This is a genomic window from Bradyrhizobium sp. USDA 3240, from assembly GCF_054063295.1.
On the sequence record NZ_JBSSGD010000002.1, the window covers coordinates 8841564 to 8860781 of the forward strand.

Consider the following 19218-nt stretch of genomic DNA (forward strand, 5'->3'; position numbering starts at 1 on the left):
GAGCAGATGACGGAAGCTGTGGCAACGCGCGATTTCACTGATCGCACGCGATATGACGCGCTGATGGATGTCGTGAAGAACCGCCTGACGACCCGGGCGTTCGATTCCAGTTACGTGATGCCGGCCGAGCATTACGACATGATCCTGGAGGTCGCGCGGCACGCGCCATCGGGCGCCAATGCGCAGCCGTGGCACTTCATCGCGGTCACCGATCAGGATCTGAAGAACAGGATCACGGAATATTTCCGCGAGGAGCAGGTCGCGCGCGCCCGGCTCAAGATGAAGTTTCCAACGCCCGATTATCGCGGCCTCGCGTCGGCTCCCGGCTTCATCGTCGTCGCCAGCGACTTCCGCTGGGTCAAGGCGTTTCCTGTGCTCAACGACGGCTCCGAGCTCGACAAGATGTACAAGGAGAATGCCGAGCGGATCCTGCTGCAGAGCGTGGCGGCGGCGACGATGTCGGCGCATCTGGCGGCGGCCGCGCTCGGCTATAACGTCTGGTGGGTGACAGCGATCGGGCAGGAGAAGGCCCAGCAGGCGATGAAGCCGCTGCTCGGCATCCCCGATGAATTATCCGTGCTCGACATCATGTGCTTCGGTCCGCCGGCCAAGCCGCCGTACAAGCGCTGGAAGAAGAGCCTGGCCGATATCAGCAACTGGAACAGGTTCGATGATCAGCACTTCATGACCGAAGCCCAGATCGACGAATGGGTTTCGACCACGCGCCACAAGGTGATGTACCGCGATGCCGAGAACGTCGACTAAAGCAGCGGCGCCCGTCAGGCGCGTTGCGTCGGACTACAGGCTGGAGGACCAGGTCGGCTTCCTGCTGCGCAAGGCTTATCAGCGCGCCTCGTCCAACCTCGTCGATCGGATCGGATCCTACGACCTGACGGCCCCGCAATATGCCACGCTGGCCCGGCTCTACGAGCGCGGAGCGCTGTCGCAGAACCTGCTCGGGCGGCTGGTTGCGATGGAGCCGGCCAATATCCGCGACGTCGTGCTGCGGCTGAAGAAGCGCCGCCTGGTCGCGACCCGGCGCGATGCGACCGACAAACGGCTGATCCTGGTCGATCTGACCACGGCAGGCATGGCGCTTGTCGAGCAGCTGATCCCGATCGAGATCGAATGCACCGCGACGACGCTGGCTCCGCTCAAGGCCGACGAGAAGCGAATGCTGTACGATCTGCTCGGCCGCCTTGCGGAGGGCTGAGCGTCGTAACCGCTCAGGCCGAAATCGCCTTGGCCGATCCGACCTGGTTGCGCAGCAGGAATTTCTGGATCTTGCCCGTGGATGTCTTCGGGATCACCCCGAACACCACTGACTTCGGCGTCTTGAAGCCCGGCATATGCTCGCGACAATAGGCGATGATCTCGGCCTCGGTCGCCTTGGCGCCATCCTTCAGCTCGAGGAAAGCGCAGGGCACTTCGCCCCATTTCGGGTCGGGCTTGGCGACAACAGCGGCGAACAGCACGGCCGGGTGCTTGTAGAGGATATCCTCGACCTCGACCGAGGAGACGTTCTCGCCGCCGGAGATGATGATGTCCTTCGAGCGGTCCTTGATGATGACGTAGCCGTGCTCGTCGAGCACGCCGAGATCGCCGGTGTGAAACCAGCCGCCGGCGAAGGCTTCCTGCGTCGCCTTCTCGTTCTTCAGGTAGCCCTTCATCACGATGTTACCGCGAAACATGACCTCGCCGATGGTCTCGCCGTCGTGCGGCACCTCGCGCATGGTCTCGGGATCGAGCACCGTGACGTCTTCCTGTAGCGGGTAGGCCACGCCCTGACGCCGCTTCAACTGCGCGCGGGCATCGGCCGACAGTTCGTCCCAGCCCGGCTGCTCGGCGCAGACCGAGGCGGGGCCGTAGACTTCGGTCAGCCCATAGACATGGGTCAGCTTGATGCCGATGCGCTCGGCGCCCTCGAGCACGGCAACCGGCGGCGCTGCGCCCGCGATCAGGCCGACGACGGGCTTCGCCTTGCCGCCCTTCGGTGCATCGGGCGCGTTGATCAGCGTGTTGTAGACGATCGGCGCGCCGCACATGTGGGTGACGCCGTGCTGCGGGATCAATTCGAAGATCTTGGCGGGGTCGACCTTGCGCAGGCAGACGTTGACGCCGGCGGTCGCCGCGATGGTCCAAGGGAAGCACCAACCGTTGCAGTGAAACATCGGCAGCGTCCAGAGATAGACCGGATGCTGGCCGAGATTGCCGGCGAGGATGTTGCTGACGGCGTTGAGGTAGGCGCCGCGGTGATGGGTAACGACGCCCTTCGGATTGCCCGTCGTGCCGGACGTGTAGCTCAGCGCGATCGCATCCCATTCGTCGGCCGGCGGCCGCTCGGCGAATGCCGGATCGCCGGAGGCGACCGCCGCCTCATACTCGATCTCGCCGATCCGCTTGCCGCCGGCGAAGGCGGCATCGTCAACGTCGATCACGAACGGCTTTGCGCCCTTCATCAGGGTCAGGGCTTCCGCGATCACGCCGGAGAATTCGGGATCGACCAGGATGATCCTGGCACCGCCATGATCGAGCTGGAACGCAATCGATTCCGCATCGAGGCGGATATTGAGCGCGTTCAGCACCGCGCCGGCCATCGGCACCGCGAAATGCAACTCGTTCATCGCCGGGATGTTCGGCAGCATCGCCGCGACCGTGTCGCCATGGCCGATGCCATGACCGACTAGATAGGACGCAAAGCGCTTGCAGCGATCGAAGGTCTGTTTCCAGGTGAAGCTGCGGCCCTCATAGACCGCGCTGATGTGGTCGGGATAGACCGCGGCCGAGCGCGCCAGGAAGCTCAGCGGCGTCAGCGGCACGTAGTTGGCGGGCGTCTTGTCGAGCCCGATCGAGTACTGGTTTTGAGCTGCACTCATGGCTCTATCCCATCCGCAAGCTGCCTTAAAGGAAACCGATCGATATCCAGGGGAAGATGGCGACAATGATCAGGCCGATCAACAGCGCCAGCATGTAACCCCAGATCGGCCGGATACCCTCGGCCGGATCGACGCGCCCGATGGCGCAGGCGGCATAATAGCCGACGCCGAACGGCGGCGCGAACAATCCGATGCCCATCGCCAGGATGATGATCATGGCGTAATGCACCTCGTGGACGCCGACCTGGCGCGCGATCGGAAACAGCAGCGGCCCGAACAGCACGATGGCCGGAATGCCTTCGAGCACGCTGCCGAGGATCACGAAGGCCAGGATCGAGACCGCGATGAAGGTTGCCGAACCACCGGGCAGCCCGGCCATCGACGCGGCCAGCGCGCGCGAGAAGCCGGACTGGGTCAGGCCCCAGGCCATGCCGGTCGCGGTACCGATGATGAAAAGGATGGCGCCCGACAGGCACGCCGTGTCGATCAGCATCGGCACCAGCCGCCGCCAGTTGAACTTGCGGTAGATCAACAGGCCGATGACGAAGGCGTAGACGATGCCGATGGTCGAGACTTCGGTGGCCGTGGCGATGCCTTCGACCACGGCGTAGCGGATCACGAAGGGCAGGGCCAATGCGGGCAGGGCGAACACCAGCGCCTTGCCGATCTCGCTGCCGGTGGCGCGCTGGACGTGGCTGAGGTCTTCGCCGCGGTAGCGCCACCACACCAGCCCCGACAGCGTGATCGCCAGCACGACGCCCGGCAACAGGCCGCCGGTGAACAGCGCCGAGATCGACACACCGGTGACCGAGCCGATCGTGATCAGCACGAGGCTCGGCGGAATGGTCTCGGTCTGGGCGCCGGTGGCGGCGAGCAGGGCGACCAGATCGCCCGGCTTGGCGCCGCGCTCCTTCATTTCCGGGAACAGCACGGGCGCAACGGCGGCCATGTCGGCGGCCTTCGATCCGGAGATGCCCGAGACCAGGTACATGGCGCCGACCAGCACGTAATGCAGGCCGCCGCGGACATGCCCGAGCAGGCTCGCCAGGAACGCCACCATCGCGCGCGCCATGCCGGTCATCTCGATCAGCAGCCCCAGGAACACGAACAGCGGAACCGACAGCAGGATCAGGTGGCTCATGCCCTCGTCCATCCGGCCGACCAGCACCATCAGCGGCGTCCGCGTCGTCAGCGCCAGATAGCCGAAGATCGCCATGCCGAAGGCAAAGCCGATCGGCACGCCTGCGAACACGCAGAAGCCGACTACGCCGACGAAGAAGATGATCAGATTGAGGTTGCCGAGCGGCCGCAGCATCGGCTGCGCCAGCCAGAATACGCCGATCAGCGCGACGACCGTCAGCGCCGCCAGCAGGAAGGTCTTGAAATCGCCGACCCGCGCCAGCCGCAGCAGCGCGAACAGCCCCATCAGGCAGATGCCGACCGGCAGCGCCGCCGCGCGCCAGGTGTTGGAAATCTGCAGCGCCGGCGTCGTGATGAAGCTCTCTTCGTAGGCGTATTCGTAGGCTGGCCGCACGATCAGGATCAGGAAGGCCAGCGCGGCGCAGGTCGCGACCACGTCGAGATAGGCCCACAGCCTCGGCCCGGCGCTTGCGACCAGTGCCGTCATCCGCATGTGCTCGCCGCGGCGGAACGCGACCGCCGATCCCAGCATCGCAAGCCACAGGAACAGGATCGACGCCAACTCGTCGGACCAGATCAGCGGCGCGTGCAGAACGTAACGCGACACCACGCCGGCGAACAGGATCACGACCTCGGCAACGACAAGGATCGCCGCCGGGACTTCGACCAGCCATCCGAGCGCAGCCTCGATGGAACCGAGAACGGAGCGGCGGCGAGGGGGCTGTGACGCCGCCTCGCCGGCCACGGCCGGCGTCATCTCGACATGAGCCATGGCAATCCTCCTGGCACGCCTCCCGCTTGATCGATCAGGACAGTTTGCCGACGGACTTCTCGAGCAGATCCCAGGCCTTCTCGCCGTACTTGCCCTTCCACTCGGCGTAGAAGCCGGCGGCGCGCAGCTTGTCGCGGAACGGCCCGACCTCGGGCTGGTTGAACACGAGGCCCTTGCCGGTGAGTTCCTGCTTCACGGTCGCGTTGAGCTTCTCGGTGTCCTCGCGCTCCTTGACCGCCGCCGCGTTGACGTTCCTGGCGACGATGGTCTTGATATCGTCCGGCAGCGCCGCCCAAGCCCGGCGGTTCATCAGGAACCAGAAGCCGTCCCACATGTGGTTGGTCATCGAGCAGTACTTCTGCACCTCGTACAGCTTCGCCGCCGAGATCAGCGCCAGCGGGTTTTCCTGGCCTTCGACGATCTTGGTCTGCAGCGCCGAATAGACCTCGCTGAAATTGATCGAGGCGGGCGATGCATCGAACGCCTTGAACATCGAGGTCCACAGCGGCGACACCGGCACGCGGATCTTGAAGCCCTTGAGATCGTCGGGGCCGTTGATCGGCTTGGTCGACGACGTGGTCTGGCGGAAGCCGTTGTCCCAGATCTTGTCCATGACCTCGAGGCCGGCCTTGTTGATCTCGCCGCGCACATAGGCGCCGAGTTCGCCATCCATGGCCTTCCAGACCGTGGGATAGTCCGGGAATGCGAAGCCGATGCCGTTGATCGAGGCCGCCGGCACCAGGGTCGCCAGGATCAGGCCGGACAGCGTGAAGAACTCGACGCCGCCGGAGCGCACCTGGCTCAGCATGTCCGTATCGGAACCGAGCTGGCTGTTCGGAAACACCTGCAGATCAAACCGGCCGTTGGTCTCGGTCTTGATCGCCGCAGCCATCTCCCGGGCGCGCGCCACGAACGGATGCGACTCCGGCAGGTTGTTGGCGAACTTGTACGAGAACTCGGCCGACTGGGCGCGCGCGACATACGGCGCGCCAATTCCGCCCAGAACGGCGGAAGCGGCGGAAACCTTCAGCAGCGTGCGTCGTGAAAAGCTCATTGGGTTTGCTCCCTCGAGAGGCTTGTTGTTGTTCTGAGATGCCATCCTATACGGACCTGATGCCGCGGGGTCACCAGCGATCTCTGCACAGCTGGCGCTTATTGCAGCGTCCGTACGCCACGGCAATATCGGCTTTCTGACGAGATGCGTGGGCGTGGATCGCTGTGCTGCCTGGACCAGCAGAAACAATGACCGGGACAAGCCCGGACCGAAGCCAAGCTGCGGGCCGGTGCGAAGAGTTCCCACTAAATATCTGATCTAATTGTAGATATAAATATTCCATAATATACCTTATGCGAATTACGGATATGGAAGCCGATCCGGTTTGGCGACCCAGCCGTGGCTTCCCCTATACGGTTCGCATTTCATCCGTCGCGTTCGGGCGCAGCCATCATCGGCTCTGCGATCTCTAAGGTCGCCCCCAGTATGTCCGGCTGACCATCCGCGACGCGCCGGTGTCCGTCATGGCCGCAGGTGAAGACGCTGCCGAAGATGGCGAAGGCGGCGCAATCGAAAGACCTGCGGAAGGTTTTCGCCAAGCATCTGCGCGAACAGCCGGATCGCGCTGACCGGATACGCGCGCGCCTTCGGTCCGGAAAGCGCGTCATATTTTCTTGTCCGCATCGTGCGTGATTGCGATCCCTGCGACGGACGGCCGCCTGCTCCAATGCGAGCGCATCCTCAGCCTGCCGTTGCCTAGGCCGGCAGCACGATCACTTTCGTTTTGAGCGGCGTTCGCGAATAGAGGTCGATCATGTCCTGACTGAGGAGGCCGGTGCAGCCGCTCGTAATGCCGTTCCCGATCGTTTCGGGGTCACTGGTGCTATAGATCGTGTAAAGCGTGTACGCCCCGTTTTGATAGAGGTAGAGCACGCGGGCACCGAGTGGATTATCGAGACCTCCCGGCATGCCGCGAGCATATTTGCCCGCCTCCGGCTGGCGCGCGATCATCTCCTTGGGTGGCGTCCAGGTAGGCCATTCGGCTTTGCGCCCGACATAAGCCTCCCCACTCCACCGGAATCCATCGCGGCCGACATTGGCGCCATAGCGCGTCGCGTTGCCCTCACCTTCGATGCGGTAAACATAGTACTTGCTGGGATCGATGATGATCGTACCGGGCGCCTCGTCGCTGTCGTAGCGCACTGTCTTGCGAAAATATTGCGGTTTGACCTTGCTAACATCGACCCCAGGGATCGGGAATTTCTCGTTGGGCACGGGCCCGTAGACTTTCTCAGCCTCGGCCAGGCTCATGTAGTCCGAGGCACAACCGGCCAGGCCCAGTGCGGCAAGACCGGCAGCGGAGCCGAATAGAAACGCCCGGCGGTTGAGACGCGGCGAACGAGGCCCAGACAGATCGCCCTTACCCATCGCGTCGGCAATACCACGGTCCATGATCATGATTTCGGGTTTTCCGTGCTTTTCCAAAGGCGCGACAACCCTATGTCGGGGAAAGACCCCGTTACGACACTCCTATGGAGGATTTCGCGCTTTTTTATGAAAGGAAACTTTCAAGAAAAAGCTAAGGAATTCCGTTCTGTGTGTCGGTCTTGTGCGGGGATTCACCACCCCCCGCTTTGCCTGATAGTCTGCCCCCGACTCCACGACACCAGTTCGAGACTTGGAGACCAATGGTCCGACGTACCGGCAGCGCCGATCTTCCGCTCCATGGTGGACGCGTGCCGCCGTGGCTGGCGGAGCGCATGGCGACGCTGGGCGCGATCATCACGCAGGCCGTGGTCCATCATTACGGCCGCGACGCGTTCCTGCAGCGGCTCTCGCATCCGTTCTGGTTCCAGTCGTTCGGCGCCGTGATGGGCATGGACTGGCATTCGTCGGGTATCACCACGAGCGTCATCGGCGCACTCAAGCGCGGGCTGGCGCCGGTACAGGACGAGCTCGGCATCTATGTGTGCGGCGGCCGCGGCAGGCATTCGCGGCGCACGCCGGACGAGCTTAAGGCGCTGGGCGAGCGGACCGGCTTCGACGGCGTTGCCCTCACCCGCGCCAGTCGTCTGGTCGCCAAGGTCGACAGCGCGGCGGTGCAGGACGGTTTCGAGCTCTATCTGCATGGCTTCTTCGTCACCGCGGACGGCAAATGGACCGTGGTCCAGCAAGGCATGAACGATCACAAGCGGCAGGCGCGACGCTATCACTGGCATTCCGAGGCGCTACGCAGCTTCGTCGACGAGCCGCACAGCGCGATCGACGGTCCGTCGCAGGGCGAGATCGTCAATCTCACCGACCACCGTGCCGACGCCTCGCGCCAGGCACAGCTCGATCTGCTTGCCGCGCTCGGTCCCGATGGCATCGCGCATGAATATGCCGAGCTGACCGAGAAGGTGGCGGCGCAGGGCGATCTGTTGCACCTGATCATGCCCGCGCATCACGACGTGCGCTCGAGCGATGTCTTCATCCGCCGCCTGCACGGCACCCTCGCCGCCGCGGCGGAGCGCGGGCCGCTGGATTTCCCCGAACTGCTGCTGACGCCCGGTGTCGGTGCCCGCACCGTGGAGTCGCTCGCGATGGTCGCCGAGGTCGTTCACGGCACGCCGTACCGTTTCCGCGATCCGGCGCGTTTCTCGCTCGCGCATGGCGGCAAGGACCGCCATCCGTTTCCGGTGCCAATCAAGGTCTATGACGAGACCATCGGCGTGCTGAAATCGGCGGTACGGCAGGCGAAGCTCGGCCGCGATGAGGAACTGCAGGCGCTGAGGCGGCTGGACGACCAGGCCCGCAGGCTCGAGCTGACCGCAACCGGGCCGTCCTTCGATGCCTACGTTGCCAACGAGCGCGCACGTTCGCCTGACCTCGACGGCCGCTCAGTGTTCGGCCGGGAGGCCGACCTCGCCGGCCGCGACCGCATCACCAAACGCTAGGCTAGGCACACCCGTCAGCGTCCTCTGGAGCGTGGCTTGCGCCGGCCGAGGAAGGCCGCGACGCCTTCCTTGTGGTCGTCGGTCAGGCTCGCCAGCGCGAACTGGTCGAGATCCATGTGGCTGGCGAGATCGTCGAGCGCATGCGCCAGCCGGTTGACCGTCAGCTTGGTCATCGCGACCGAAATCGGCGGCTGGGCGGCGACCTTGGCCGCGAGCGCCATCGCAGCGTCATACGATTTGCCCGGATCAGTCACCTGCTCCACCAAGCCCCATTCGTAGGCCTCCTCGGCGGAGATCCGGTCGTCGGCCAGGATCACGGCCTGCTTGGTGCGCGCCGGCCCCATCAGATGCAGCATGCGCGGCACGCTCTGCCAGCTCATGTTCATGCCGAGCGCGATCTCCGGCACGCGCAGATGCGCATCGCGCGCAATGACGCGGAAATCCAGCGCGACCGCGAGCGCCACGCCGCCGCCGACGCAAAAGCCCTCGATCGCGCCGATCGTGACCTGCTCCATCTCCTGCCAGGCGCGCGTCAGCCGCGGCCCGAGCTTCAGGTGACGGCGCAACGTGCCCATATCCATGGTTTGCCGCGAGCGTCCTTCGGCATCCTTGAGGTCAAAGCCGGCGCTGAACGATTTGGCGCCGCCGGTCAGCACCACCACCGAGGTTTCGCCATCGTCCTCGAAACTGCGCGCCGCATCGGTCAATTGCCGCAGCGCCTCCGGCGACAGCGCGTTGATACCGTCGCCGCGGTCGAACCGCACCACCGCGATGCGGCCCTCCGGTCCGAGGCCCTTTTCGATCGTCACATCGTCAACCACGCATACCTCCCAGCTCGCATTGTTGTGTACTGCTTGCCTCGACATAGCACGGCGATTTCGCCTATTCTGTAGGCATGAGCGAACATGATCATCACCTCCACGATCACGACCATTCCGAACTGTCGGAGACCGAGCTGCGCGTCCGCGCGCTGGAATCGATCCTGACCGAAAAGGGCTACGTCGAGGCTGCCGCGCTCGACGCCATCGTGCAGGCCTATGAGACCAAGATCGGCCCGCATAACGGCGCCAGGGTCGTCGCCAAGGCCTGGACCGATCCCGCCTTCAAGAAGGCCCTGCTCGAGGACGCTTCCAAGGCAGTCGGCACCCTCGGCCATGTCAGCCGGGTCGGCGATCATCTGGTCGCGATCGAGAACACGCCCGGCCGTCACAACATGGTCGTCTGCACTTTGTGCTCCTGTTACCCTTGGGAGATGCTCGGCCTCCCGCCGGTCTGGTACAAGGCCTCGCCGTACCGCTCGCGCGCGGTCAAGGATCCGCGCGGCGTGCTCGCCGATTTCGGCGTCAGCCTGCCGAAGGAGACGGACATTCGGGTCTGGGACTCGACGGCTGAAACACGCTTCCTGGTGCTACCGATGCGGCCTGCAGGCACCGAGGGCTGGAGCGAAGAGCAGCTTGCCGACCTCGTGACGCGCGATTCCATGATCGGAACCGGCTTCCCGAAAACCCCGGGAGCACCGTCGTGAACGGCGTCCACGACATGGGCGGCATGGACGGGTTCGGCAAGGTCGAGCCCGAACCGAACGAGCCGATGTTCCATCAGGAATGGGAATCGCGGGTGCTCGCCATGGTCCGCGCGATGGGCGCCGCCGGCGCCTTCAACATCGATGCATCCCGCTTCTATCGCGAGACCCTGCCCCCGCAGGTCTATCTGTCGAGTTCCTATTACCGGAAATGGCTGCTCGGGCTGGAAGCCCTTCTGCTCGACAAGGGCTATATCTCCAACGACGACGTCGCCGCCGGACATTCCGTCGTGCCGGCGAAATCGCTCAAGCACGGCAAGTTCTCGATGGCCGACGTCGAGCGCATCATGGTGCGCGGCAAGTTCGGCCGCACCGCACCGGCGCCGGCGAAATTCAAGGCCGGCGATCGGGTGCGGGCGAAGAACATCCATCCGGCCACGCACACGCGGCTGCCGCGCTACGTGCGCGGTCACGTCGGCGTGGTCGAGCGCGATCATGGCTGTCACGTGTTTCCCGATACGGTCGCCAACGATGCCGGCGAGCATCCGCAATGGCTGTACACCGTCGTGTTCGATGGACGCGAATTGTGGGGACCGGACTCCGATCCGACCATCAAGGTCTCGATCGACGCGTTCGAGCCGTATCTGGAGGCGGTCTGATGGATACCGGCGCCGCCGCGCGCGCGACCAGCGCCGTGTCCAGCATTCCCCGCGATCAGGATGGCCCGGTGTTCCGCGCGCCGTGGGAGGCGCAGGCCTTCGCCATGGCGTTGACGCTGCACGACCGCGGCGTGTTCACCTGGCCCGAATGGGCCGCGGCGCTTGCCGATCAGATCAAGCGCGCGCAGGCGGCCGGCGATCCCGACACCGGCGAGACCTATTACCAGCATTGGCTGGCGACACTCGAGCACCTCGTCGCCGCCAAGGGCGTCACGACACCAGAGACGCTGCACCGCTACCGCGACGCCTGGGACCACGCCGCCGATCGCACTCCGCACGGCCAGCCGATCGTGCTGACGGCTAAGGATTTTGGGTAGCGGCGCCCGTCGTCCTGGCGAAAGCCAGGAGGTGGATTCACACTCGAAGTGCAACACTTGATCGGCAAAGGACTCCGCAGGCGTGCGGTAGTCAAGGCATTTGCGTGGGGTGTTGTTGTAGGTGGCGATGAACTGGCGGAATCTGGCGGTCGAGAGGGTTACGAGATCCGTTTTGCGAGGGATGAAGCGGCGCATCCTGCCGATGGCGTTCTCGATACCACCCTTCTGCCAGGGCGCGTGGGGATCGCAGAAGAAGGTCTCGATCGAGAGGCGATGTAGCGCCAGGTGACCGGCAAACTCGGTGCCGTTGTCGAAGGTGACGGTCTGGCGCAGCTCTTGTGGAAGGGCAGCGAAGAAGCGGACGAGATGGCGTGCGACACCGCGCGCAACCTTGCTGGCAAGGCGGATGCCGAGCAGCAGGCGAGAGGTGCGCTCATGCACGGTCAGCACGGCCTGACCGTACTTCGAGAACATCATCAAATCGGCCTCCCAATGCCCGGCGACGCTACGGTCGGCAACCTCAAGGGGCCGATTTGCCAGGGAAACACGGCCTTCGATGAAGCTTGCGGGGCTGCCGCCTCGCTTGCCGCGGAGGCCGCGCTTGCTCTTGGCGCGCGGCAGGTAGCGTCGCCAGCTGAAGTCCGAGGTGCGCCTGAGTTGGCCATAGATGAAGCGGTAGATGGTCTCGTGGGAGATCACCTTGTGCCCGCACTCGCGGGCCAGCCGGCCGGCGATCTGCTCCGGCGACCAACCTCGGCGAAGGCGTTGCAACACCGCGCGGCGCAGGACGGGCTCCCGTTCGAGGCGTCCGCCCGTCCAGCGCCGCGCTCGCATCTGTTGCTGGGCATAATTTGGCTTGTAGCCAGCCTGAACGCTCCGATTACGGCTCAGTTCCCGAGAGATTGTTGATGGCGAGCGATCCAGAGCTGCCGCGATTTGCCGGACCGAGCTGCCATTGGCCGATAGACAGGCAATCTCGCATCGGTCGTCCAGAGAGAGCTGCTTGTAAGTCCGCCCCATGGCAACACCTCCTCAAGGAAGTGTTGCACTTCGTTTGTGAACTCAGGGGACCCATAGCCACCGAATTTGCCTGTGAACGGGATCGCAGCCCCAGCGTCGCACAACAATTGAGGCTTGGGGTAATGAGTCCTGGCTTTCGCCAGGACGACGATGAGGATGGGTTCGCGATTCAAGGCGCCAGACCACGCGCACCCGCGCCTGCACAATTTCTGAATAATAGAAGGCTACCGCTGATTTGCCCGACGTGTCAAGTTGCTGTGTCGAACGCCGGCAGCCGCCGACTCCTTTGCATGGGGTTGTTTTCGATATTTTGGCAGCGCGCCCCTGCGGACGGCTATGCGCCCACCGTTACCGGCCACCCTGCGCGACATACTCCCGCCAGCCCTTGGCCCGCAGGCTGCAGGCCGGGCATTCGCCGCAGCCATAGCCCCAATCGTGCTGCGCGCCGCGTTCGCCGAGATAGCAGGTGTGCGAGTGCTCGCGGATCAGATCGACCAGCCCTGCCCCGCCGAGCTCGTGCGCAAGCCGCCAGGTCGCCGCCTTGTCGAGCCACATCAGCGGCGTGTGCAGCTCGAAGTCCCTCGCCATGCCGAGGCTGAGCGCGGATTGCAGCGCCTTGATGGTCTCGTCGCGGCAATCCGGATAGCCGGAATAGTCGGTCTCGCACATGCCGCCGATGATGTGGCGGATGCCGCGCCGATAGGCCAGTGCGCCCGCGAAGGTGAGGAACACGAGGTTGCGGCCGGGCACGAAGGTGTTGGGCAGCCCGTCCGCGCCCATTTCGATGGCGACGTCGCGGGTCAACGCGGTATCTGATATCTCCGACAGCGTCGGGATCGCCAGTGTGTGGCTGTCGCCGAGCCTTGCAGCCCAGTCCGGCCGGATTTGCTTGATCCCGGCAAGCAGGCGGTCGCGGCAATCGAGCTCGATCGCGTGACGCTGGCCGTAGGTGAAGCCGAGCATTTCGACGCGCGCGAAGCGGTCCAACGCCCAGGCAAGGCAGGTGGTGGAATCCTGGCCGCCGGAAAACAGCACCAGCGCGGTGTCGGAATTGTTGTGATCGGTCATAAGTGGCGATTTAGCACCTGACGGCGCCGCGGCCAATCCGTGGACAGCGCCGCGTTTCCGGCGTGTTTTGCTGGGATCGGGAGGGGTGTTTTGGCATAAAGCCAGGACCTCCCTGATGCCGGTGTCCCATGACCCCTTCCCGCGACATTTCCCGCCTGATCGAGATCATGGCCGCGCTGCGCACGCCGGTGACCGGCTGCCCATGGGACCTCGTGCAGAATTTCGAGACCATCGCGCCTTACACGATCGAAGAGGCCTATGAGGTCGCCGACGCGATCGCGCGCAGCGATTTCGAAGATTTGCGCGACGAGCTCGGCGACCTGCTGCTCCAGGTGGTCTATCACGCAAGGATGGCCGAAGAGCAGAACGCCTTTGCGTTCGGAGACGTGGTCGAGGCGATCACGAGGAAGATGATCCGCCGTCATCCGCACGTCTTTGCCGACAAGGACGGCAATATCCAGCCCGCCGGCGTCAAGAGCGCCTGGGAGCGCATCAAGGCCGAGGAGAAGGCCGAGCGTGCCGCACGGCGGCCGCCGGAAGAGACCGCGCACACATCCCTGCTGGCCAGCGTGAAGGCCGGCCTCCCTGCCCTGACCCGCGCGATGGAGTTGCAGCGCAAGGCGTCTACCGTCGGCTTCGACTGGAACGACCCGCGCGCCGTGCTCGCCAAGATCCGCGAGGAGGCCGACGAGATCGAGGCGGCGCTCGACCGCAACGACAAGGCCGAGATCGCCGAGGAAACGGGCGACCTGATGTTCGCGCTGGTCAACCTCGCCCGCCACGTCGACGCCGATCCGGAAACCGCGCTGCGCGCGACCAACGCAAAGTTCGAGCGGCGGTTTGCCTATATCGAGCAGGCGCTGGCCGCGAAGGGCCGCTCGCTCAACGGCGCGACGCTGGAAGAGATGGACGCGCTGTGGAACGAAGCGAAGAGCGCCGTCGTCCCGGCGAAAGCCGGGACCCATACCGCGTGATCTAACGGTTCATCGAGTCTGCCAATCCCACGCAAACGCGGAACTGCGACTGCGCTCAACAACGAGCTTCGGTGGTGATGGGTCCCGGCTTTCGCCGGGACGACAGTGAGTTTGTGGATGTGGCGCAGCGACCGCCGGCGGGCACAGCCGGCGAACGCTCACGCTGACCATGGACTGAAGATTCCGATCCGCTGTCCGGTGAAGCTGCCGACCCAGATCTGCTCGCCAACCAGCATGGCTCCCGTCGCGCCGCCAAAGCCCTTGGCCGCCGCGCCGACCTCGTCGATCGCGATCAAGGGTTCGATCGCGAGGCTGACCGGATCGAGCCGGACGACCTTGAACGCCAGCGGGCAGCGATCGCCGCGCGCTTCGCAGCCGAATAGAACCTCCGGCCGCGTGGATTGTCCCGCGAGCAGCAGCCGCCCGTCCGCAGTCCAGCGCAGATTGTCGGGCAGGAAATCCGTCTCGACGCTTGCGACCGCTACGCCGTCGCGGTCGAGCCGCCAGACGCGACGCGCGGCCCATTCGCAGGCGATGACGAAACCATCGCGCGACACCGCGATGCCGTTGGCACCGGACATCGGCTGATCGCCGAACCGGCTCCAGCCATTGGCCGGCGACCAGCGCCACACCTGCCCGGTCGGCTCGGCGCGCGCAAACCGCGACACGAACTCGCCGTCGGTCGGATCGAACATGCTGGTCATGACGAAGCCGCCATCCGGCAGATGCGCCACCGCGTTCGCCGACGTCCGCGGCGGCTGCACCAGGCGCTCGCCCGTTGCAATGAAGGGCCCCTCCTCGCCGAGCTCGAGCACCAGGCGGTCGATGGCTTCGCTGCCGCCGTGATCGGCCACCAGCAGCTCGAACGTCTCATCGGCCAGACGCCGCGCCGCGATTCCGTGCGGGTCGAAGACATCAGGTCCGAGCCGCGACTGCTGCGCGGCAGGTGCCCAACGCAGCTCCGTCGCGTGTGACGGCCGCGCCGTATCGACCTTGAACAGGCCGCCACTATGGTCCGCACATCGCATGCAGCTGACGATGACCCAGGACGTTCCCGGGAGTTCGACCAGGTCCTCCGGATGCCATACGCCGTCGACAAATCCGCTCAGTTGGTAGCTCGCATGATCCGTATGGATGTGTTGTGCCATCGTTCGCGCCTCGGTGAGTTCAACTGAACCGAGGATAGAAAGTCGGTGGCCGCCGATCATCGGGCGGAAACTCGCGACATCGGCGACCGGAATTCGCTAATCTGCCACCATGGAAGACCCGCCGTCACTCGTCACCTTCGTCACCGTCGCCGAAACGCTGAGCTTTGCAGCTGCCGCGAGAAAGCTCGGCCTGTCGCCATCAGCGACCGGAAAGGCGATCGCCACACTGGAGGCCCAACTCGGCGTGCGCCTGTTCACGCGAACGACGCGGCGCGTCAGCCTGACGCCCGAAGGCGAATTGCTGCTCGGCCGCGCACGACGGCTGCAGGACGACTGGCGCGAGACCACGGAGCTGCTGTCGGCATCGGCGGGCGAACCACAAGGCCTGCTGCGCATCAGTCTGCCTGCCGCCGGCTATCGCTTCCTCGCGCCGCATCTGGCGGCCTTCGCGCAAGCGCATCCGAAGATCCGGCTCGATCTGGATTTCGACGACCGCATCAGGGATCTGGTGACGGAGGGTTTTGATCTTGCGATCCGCAGCGGCGTGCAGCCTGATTCCGGCCTGATGTCGCGCAGGCTCCCGCCGTTCCGGCTCTCGGTCTACGCCGCGCCGTCTTATCTCGCCGAATGCGGCGAACCGGCCGATCAGGCGGCGCTGTCGGCGCATCGCCTAATCCGCTTCCGCCATCCCGACACCGACGTGCTGCAGGCGTGGCAGCTGGCCAGCGGCGCACAGGCCGCGATCGAGGAAGCAACGCCTCACGTGATCTGCTCGAACATCGAAGCGGTCCGTGCGGCAGCGGTTGCAGGCCTGGGACTCGCCTGGGCGCCCGACTTCCTGATGCGCGACGCGGTCGAGACCGGTCAGCTGCGGATCGTGCTGCCGCAGGAGACGATCGAAGCCGCGTTCTGGCTGCTGTGGCCCTCAGGCAGATACGGTTCGACGCGGCTGCGCGCGTTCATCGATTTTGCTGCAAGCCGTCTATTTGCCACCTGACACGGCCTACAGCAGCGTTCCGTGCAGGATGACCGCCGCTACGCCGAAATAGATCACGAGGCCGGTGACGTCGACCAGCGTCGCGACGAACGGCGCGGACGCGCTCGCTGGATCGAAGCCGATGCGCTTGAGGATGAACGGCAGCATCGATCCGGAAAGCGAGCCGAAGGTGACGATGCCGACCAGCGCGGCGCCGACGGTGATGGCCACCAGCATCCAATGCGGGCCGTAGTCGAACAGGCCAAGCGTCTGCCAGAGCGTGATCCTGATAATGCCGATCACGCCGAGGATGGAGCCGAGCACGATACCGGTCGGCAGCTCGCGCAAGGCGACGCGCCACCAGTCGCGCAGCCGCACCTCGTGCAGCGCCAGCGAGCGGATCAAGAGTGAGGTGGCCTGCGAGCCGGAATTGCCGCCGGAGCTCATGATCAACGGGATGAACAGCGTCAGGACGATCGCCTTCTCGAGTTCGCTCTGGTACGACTGCATCGCGGTCGCGGTCAGCATTTCCGAAAGGAACAGCGCGCACAGCCAGCCGCCGCGCTTCTTGATCATTTCGAGGAAGCCGATCCGCAGATAAGGCTCGTCGATCGCTTCCATGCCGCCGAACTTCTGGGCGTCCTCGGTCGATTCCTCGACGATGGCGTCGATGACGTCGTCCACCGTGACGATGCCGAGGATATGGCCGGGGCCGTCGACGACGGCGACCGCAAGCAGATCGTAGCGCGAGATCAGCCGCGCCGCTTCCATGCGGTCGGCCTCGGGCGCGATCATCAGCGGCTTCCGCGCCGGCGCCGCGGTGAGCACATTGGCATGCGGGTCGGCCGAGATCAGGCGGCGCAGCGGCACGGCCTGGATCAGGGTCTTCTTGACCGGGTCGGTCACGAAGATCGAGTAGACGGTCTCGCGGGTGCGCTCGACCATCCGGATGTGATGCAGGACCTCGGCGATGGTCCAGTTCGAGGGCACGCTGACGAATTCGGTCGTCATGATGCTGCCGGCGCTGCGCTCGGGATAGGCCAGCAGCCCGGAGATGACGTTGCGTGTATCCGGATTGAGGCCGTTCAGCAGCGTGGTGCGCAGCGGCTCGACCAGTTCCTTGAAGATGTCGGCGGCGCGGTCGTCGGAGACGCCTGATAGCAGCGACACCGCGGTGTCCTTGGGCAGTTCGGCCAGGATCTCGCAGGTGTTGTCGAGCCCGGGCAGGTCGAGCACCTCGATCGCCTTCTCCGCCGGCAGCGATTGCAGCAGCTTCGCCGCATCCGCCGGCTCCCGCGCATTGAGCGCATCGACGATCTCGGGCGCCCGCACATGGGCAAGATCCCCGTTCGGGCCGGCGAGCGTGTCGTGGGTGATGGTGTCGCTGGTGTCCTGCATCTATCGGCCTCGGCTTTGCGTCCAGCAGCGCAATGAACCAAGGCGGCGCAGATTTCAAACAGAAAGTGCGGCGGCACGTCGCAGGCGCGCCGGAGCGAGCCCGCGTCACGGCGCCGTCACATTTCGGGAGATTGCGAGTTGCCGTGCCGGAAGGCCGCTCAGGTCCGGCTGAACAGTTTCGCAGCGTCTTCCACTGCCTGGCGCGCGGCGGCGAGATCCGGCGTCTCGTTGTCGTCGTTGAAGCCGAAATAGTCGCTTTCGCCGAGCGGCTGGACGACGATGCCGTCGCGCCGGCCGAGGACGCTGAGGTTACGGTAGAAGACGCCGTAATTGACATCCGGCTGGGGAATGAGCCAGGCGATCTGGCCGCGCACCGGAACGATGCTCTCGTCCCGAAACAACGCACGGGCGCCGTAGCCGGTGCAGTTGACAATGACGGTCTCGCGGATCTTCGAAAGATCGGACGGCGTGTGCAGCTCGATCGGCACGAACAGCCCGCCGGCGCGTTGAAACTCCGCCTCGAGCTGACGGTAGAGATCCGTGACGTTGTAGGTGAGCGAGGCGCTCTTCCAGGCGTATGGCGCGGGAAACGGATTTGATCCGGCGGCCAGCAGGTCCCATCGCGGCGTCAGCGATCTGATCCGGCCGCGCAATTCGAGGAATTTCTTCTGGCCGTCGCTCGCGGCATGCTGACGTCTGTGCGGACGGCCGTCGGCGTCAGGCGCATCGTCGGAAAGCAAATAGCGATCGGTCCATTCGATCGGATTGCCGGCAAGGCCGAGATAGCTTTGATGGGTGGCAAAGGTCGTGAGCGCCATCCGCTCCCAGCGGTCGGCAAAGTCAGGCGCGACGTCTGCTTCCATCGCGATCCGCGAATCCGGCGACCAGTCCCCGGTCGCACGCGCCGAGCGCACCTGCGGGAAGCGCTCCTTGGCGTAGATCGTGACGGTCGCGCCCATCCGCTGGGCGGTGATCGCCGTCGTCAGGCCGATCGCGCCGGCGCCGAGGACGGCGATGTTGCGCGCGCTTAATTGCAAAGCGAGCGGCACGGCCTCCTGCGCGGCGCCCCAGGACAGCGACCAGCCGCTGCCGCCGTGTCCGTAATTGTGGACGACATATTTGCTGTCGATCCATTCTGCCTCGATGCGCGGACCGGCAGCGCGGAACGGACGGAGGCATACGGTGACACGAAACATGCGATCCGGATGCGCAAGGACCGGCCGGAGCGCGGGCGCGTCGACGAAAGCAGCGTTGTCGGCGGCCCCACGCGTTGAAATGCCCGCGACCGCGGCGCTCGCCAGGCCGCCGCCGAGAAATGCTCGACGATTGAACATCGATCCCACTTCGATCCCCCTTGC

General features: G+C 65.0%; 19 protein-coding genes and 1 pseudogene. 9 read left to right on the forward strand and 11 right to left on the reverse strand.

What is annotated here, in order from left to right; translation table 11 throughout:
- The first annotated feature begins 6 nt into the window (after window positions 1-6).
- Window positions 7-765, forward strand: a complete 759-nt coding sequence (locus tag ACVIGA_RS42195; RefSeq protein ID WP_456670652.1) for a nitroreductase family protein — start codon at window positions 7-9, stop codon at window positions 763-765.
- Window positions 746-1213 carry a MarR family winged helix-turn-helix transcriptional regulator gene (locus ACVIGA_RS42200; RefSeq protein ID WP_456670653.1) on the forward strand — a complete coding sequence of 156 codons (468 nt, stop codon included), beginning with the start codon at window positions 746-748 and terminating at the stop codon, window positions 1211-1213. The genes ACVIGA_RS42195 and ACVIGA_RS42200 overlap by 20 nt, the downstream gene beginning before the upstream one ends.
- 13 nt (window positions 1214-1226) lie before the next feature.
- Here the strand turns inward: ACVIGA_RS42200 and ACVIGA_RS42205 are convergent, their stop codons facing one another.
- The 4 genes from ACVIGA_RS42205 to ACVIGA_RS42220 all read right to left on the reverse strand — a co-directional run bounded on the left by ACVIGA_RS42205 (window position 1227) and on the right by ACVIGA_RS42220 (window position 6381).
- Window positions 1227-2876: an acyl-CoA synthetase gene (locus ACVIGA_RS42205; RefSeq protein ID WP_456670654.1), complete on the reverse strand. Its 1650-nt coding sequence runs from the start codon at window positions 2874-2876 to the stop codon at window positions 1227-1229.
- Between the two features lie 25 nt (window positions 2877-2901).
- Window positions 2902-4788, reverse strand: a complete 1887-nt coding sequence (locus tag ACVIGA_RS42210; protein ID WP_456670655.1) for a TRAP transporter large permease — start codon at window positions 4786-4788, stop codon at window positions 2902-2904.
- Window positions 4789-4822: 34 nt separating this feature from the next.
- Window positions 4823-5842 (reverse strand): TRAP transporter substrate-binding protein, encoded by a 1020-nt coding sequence (locus ACVIGA_RS42215; protein WP_456670656.1) that lies wholly within the window; start codon window positions 5840-5842, stop codon window positions 4823-4825.
- A 365-nt stretch (window positions 5843-6207) separates the two neighbouring features.
- Window positions 6208-6381 carry a hypothetical protein gene (locus ACVIGA_RS42220; protein WP_456671022.1) on the reverse strand — a complete coding sequence of 58 codons (174 nt, stop codon included), beginning with the start codon at window positions 6379-6381 and terminating at the stop codon, window positions 6208-6210.
- Between ACVIGA_RS42220 and ACVIGA_RS42225 the strand changes: the two genes are divergently transcribed.
- The gene (locus ACVIGA_RS42225) at window positions 6335-6475 is read left to right on the forward strand and encodes a hypothetical protein (protein ID WP_456671008.1); all 141 of its coding nucleotides are present in this window, start codon (window positions 6335-6337) and stop codon (window positions 6473-6475) included. The genes ACVIGA_RS42220 and ACVIGA_RS42225 overlap by 47 nt on opposite strands.
- 63 nt (window positions 6476-6538) lie before the next feature.
- Here ACVIGA_RS42225 and ACVIGA_RS42230 read toward each other — a convergent pair whose 3' ends face one another.
- Entirely contained in the window at window positions 6539-7240 is a 702-nt protein-coding gene (locus ACVIGA_RS42230) for a L,D-transpeptidase (RefSeq protein WP_456671009.1), read from the reverse strand.
- Between the two features lie 230 nt (window positions 7241-7470).
- Between ACVIGA_RS42230 and ACVIGA_RS42235 the strand changes: the two genes are divergently transcribed.
- On the forward strand, window positions 7471-8718 hold the full coding sequence (locus tag ACVIGA_RS42235) for a DUF763 domain-containing protein (protein WP_456670657.1): 1248 nt from the start codon (window positions 7471-7473) through the stop codon (window positions 8716-8718).
- Between the two features lie 14 nt (window positions 8719-8732).
- On the opposite strand, the gene ACVIGA_RS42240 is transcribed toward ACVIGA_RS42235, so the two are convergent.
- On the reverse strand, window positions 8733-9539 hold the full coding sequence (locus ACVIGA_RS42240; protein ID WP_456670658.1) for an enoyl-CoA hydratase/isomerase family protein: 807 nt from the start codon (window positions 9537-9539) through the stop codon (window positions 8733-8735).
- 74 nt (window positions 9540-9613) lie between these two features.
- Between ACVIGA_RS42240 and nthA the strand changes: the two genes are divergently transcribed.
- Genes nthA through ACVIGA_RS42255 form a run of 3 tightly spaced genes read left to right on the forward strand, consistent with a single transcriptional unit; the run spans window position 9614 to window position 11276 of the window.
- Window positions 9614-10243 (forward strand): nitrile hydratase subunit alpha, encoded by a 630-nt coding sequence (nthA, locus tag ACVIGA_RS42245; RefSeq protein WP_456670659.1) that lies wholly within the window; start codon window positions 9614-9616, stop codon window positions 10241-10243.
- Window positions 10240-10899, forward strand: a complete 660-nt coding sequence (nthB, locus tag ACVIGA_RS42250; protein ID WP_456670660.1) for a nitrile hydratase subunit beta — start codon at window positions 10240-10242, stop codon at window positions 10897-10899. Before nthA ends, nthB begins: the two co-directional genes overlap by 4 nt.
- Window positions 10899-11276 carry a nitrile hydratase accessory protein gene (locus ACVIGA_RS42255; protein WP_456670661.1) on the forward strand — a complete coding sequence of 126 codons (378 nt, stop codon included), beginning with the start codon at window positions 10899-10901 and terminating at the stop codon, window positions 11274-11276. The genes nthB and ACVIGA_RS42255 overlap by 1 nt, the downstream gene beginning before the upstream one ends.
- Before the next feature lie 30 nt (window positions 11277-11306).
- Here the strand turns inward: ACVIGA_RS42255 and ACVIGA_RS42260 are convergent.
- Window positions 11307-12296: pseudogene (locus ACVIGA_RS42260) on the reverse strand (IS30 family transposase); the annotation flags it as partial.
- A gap of 348 nt (window positions 12297-12644) precedes the next feature.
- Window positions 12645-13364: a 7-cyano-7-deazaguanine synthase QueC gene (gene queC, locus ACVIGA_RS42265; RefSeq protein WP_456670662.1), complete on the reverse strand. Its 720-nt coding sequence runs from the start codon at window positions 13362-13364 to the stop codon at window positions 12645-12647.
- 128 nt (window positions 13365-13492) lie between these two features.
- On the opposite strand from queC, the gene mazG reads away from it, so the two are divergent.
- Entirely contained in the window at window positions 13493-14338 is an 846-nt protein-coding gene (mazG, locus tag ACVIGA_RS42270; RefSeq protein ID WP_456670663.1) for a nucleoside triphosphate pyrophosphohydrolase, read from the forward strand.
- 158 nt (window positions 14339-14496) lie between these two features.
- On the opposite strand, the gene ACVIGA_RS42275 is transcribed toward mazG, so the two are convergent.
- The gene (locus ACVIGA_RS42275) at window positions 14497-15486 is read right to left on the reverse strand and encodes a hypothetical protein (RefSeq protein ID WP_456670664.1); all 990 of its coding nucleotides are present in this window, start codon (window positions 15484-15486) and stop codon (window positions 14497-14499) included.
- A 109-nt stretch (window positions 15487-15595) separates the two neighbouring features.
- On the opposite strand from ACVIGA_RS42275, the gene ACVIGA_RS42280 reads away from it, so the two are divergent.
- Complete coding sequence (locus ACVIGA_RS42280; RefSeq protein WP_456670665.1) at window positions 15596-16483, forward strand: LysR family transcriptional regulator; 888 nt, start codon at window positions 15596-15598, stop codon at window positions 16481-16483.
- A gap of 6 nt (window positions 16484-16489) precedes the next feature.
- Here ACVIGA_RS42280 and mgtE read toward each other — a convergent pair whose 3' ends face one another.
- Window positions 16490-17860 carry a magnesium transporter gene (gene mgtE, locus ACVIGA_RS42285; protein WP_456670666.1) on the reverse strand — a complete coding sequence of 457 codons (1371 nt, stop codon included), beginning with the start codon at window positions 17858-17860 and terminating at the stop codon, window positions 16490-16492.
- Window positions 17861-18018: 158 nt separating this feature from the next.
- Window positions 18019-19194, reverse strand: a complete 1176-nt coding sequence (locus tag ACVIGA_RS42290; protein WP_456670667.1) for an FAD-dependent oxidoreductase — start codon at window positions 19192-19194, stop codon at window positions 18019-18021.
- Window positions 19195-19218: the final 24 nt, after the last annotated feature.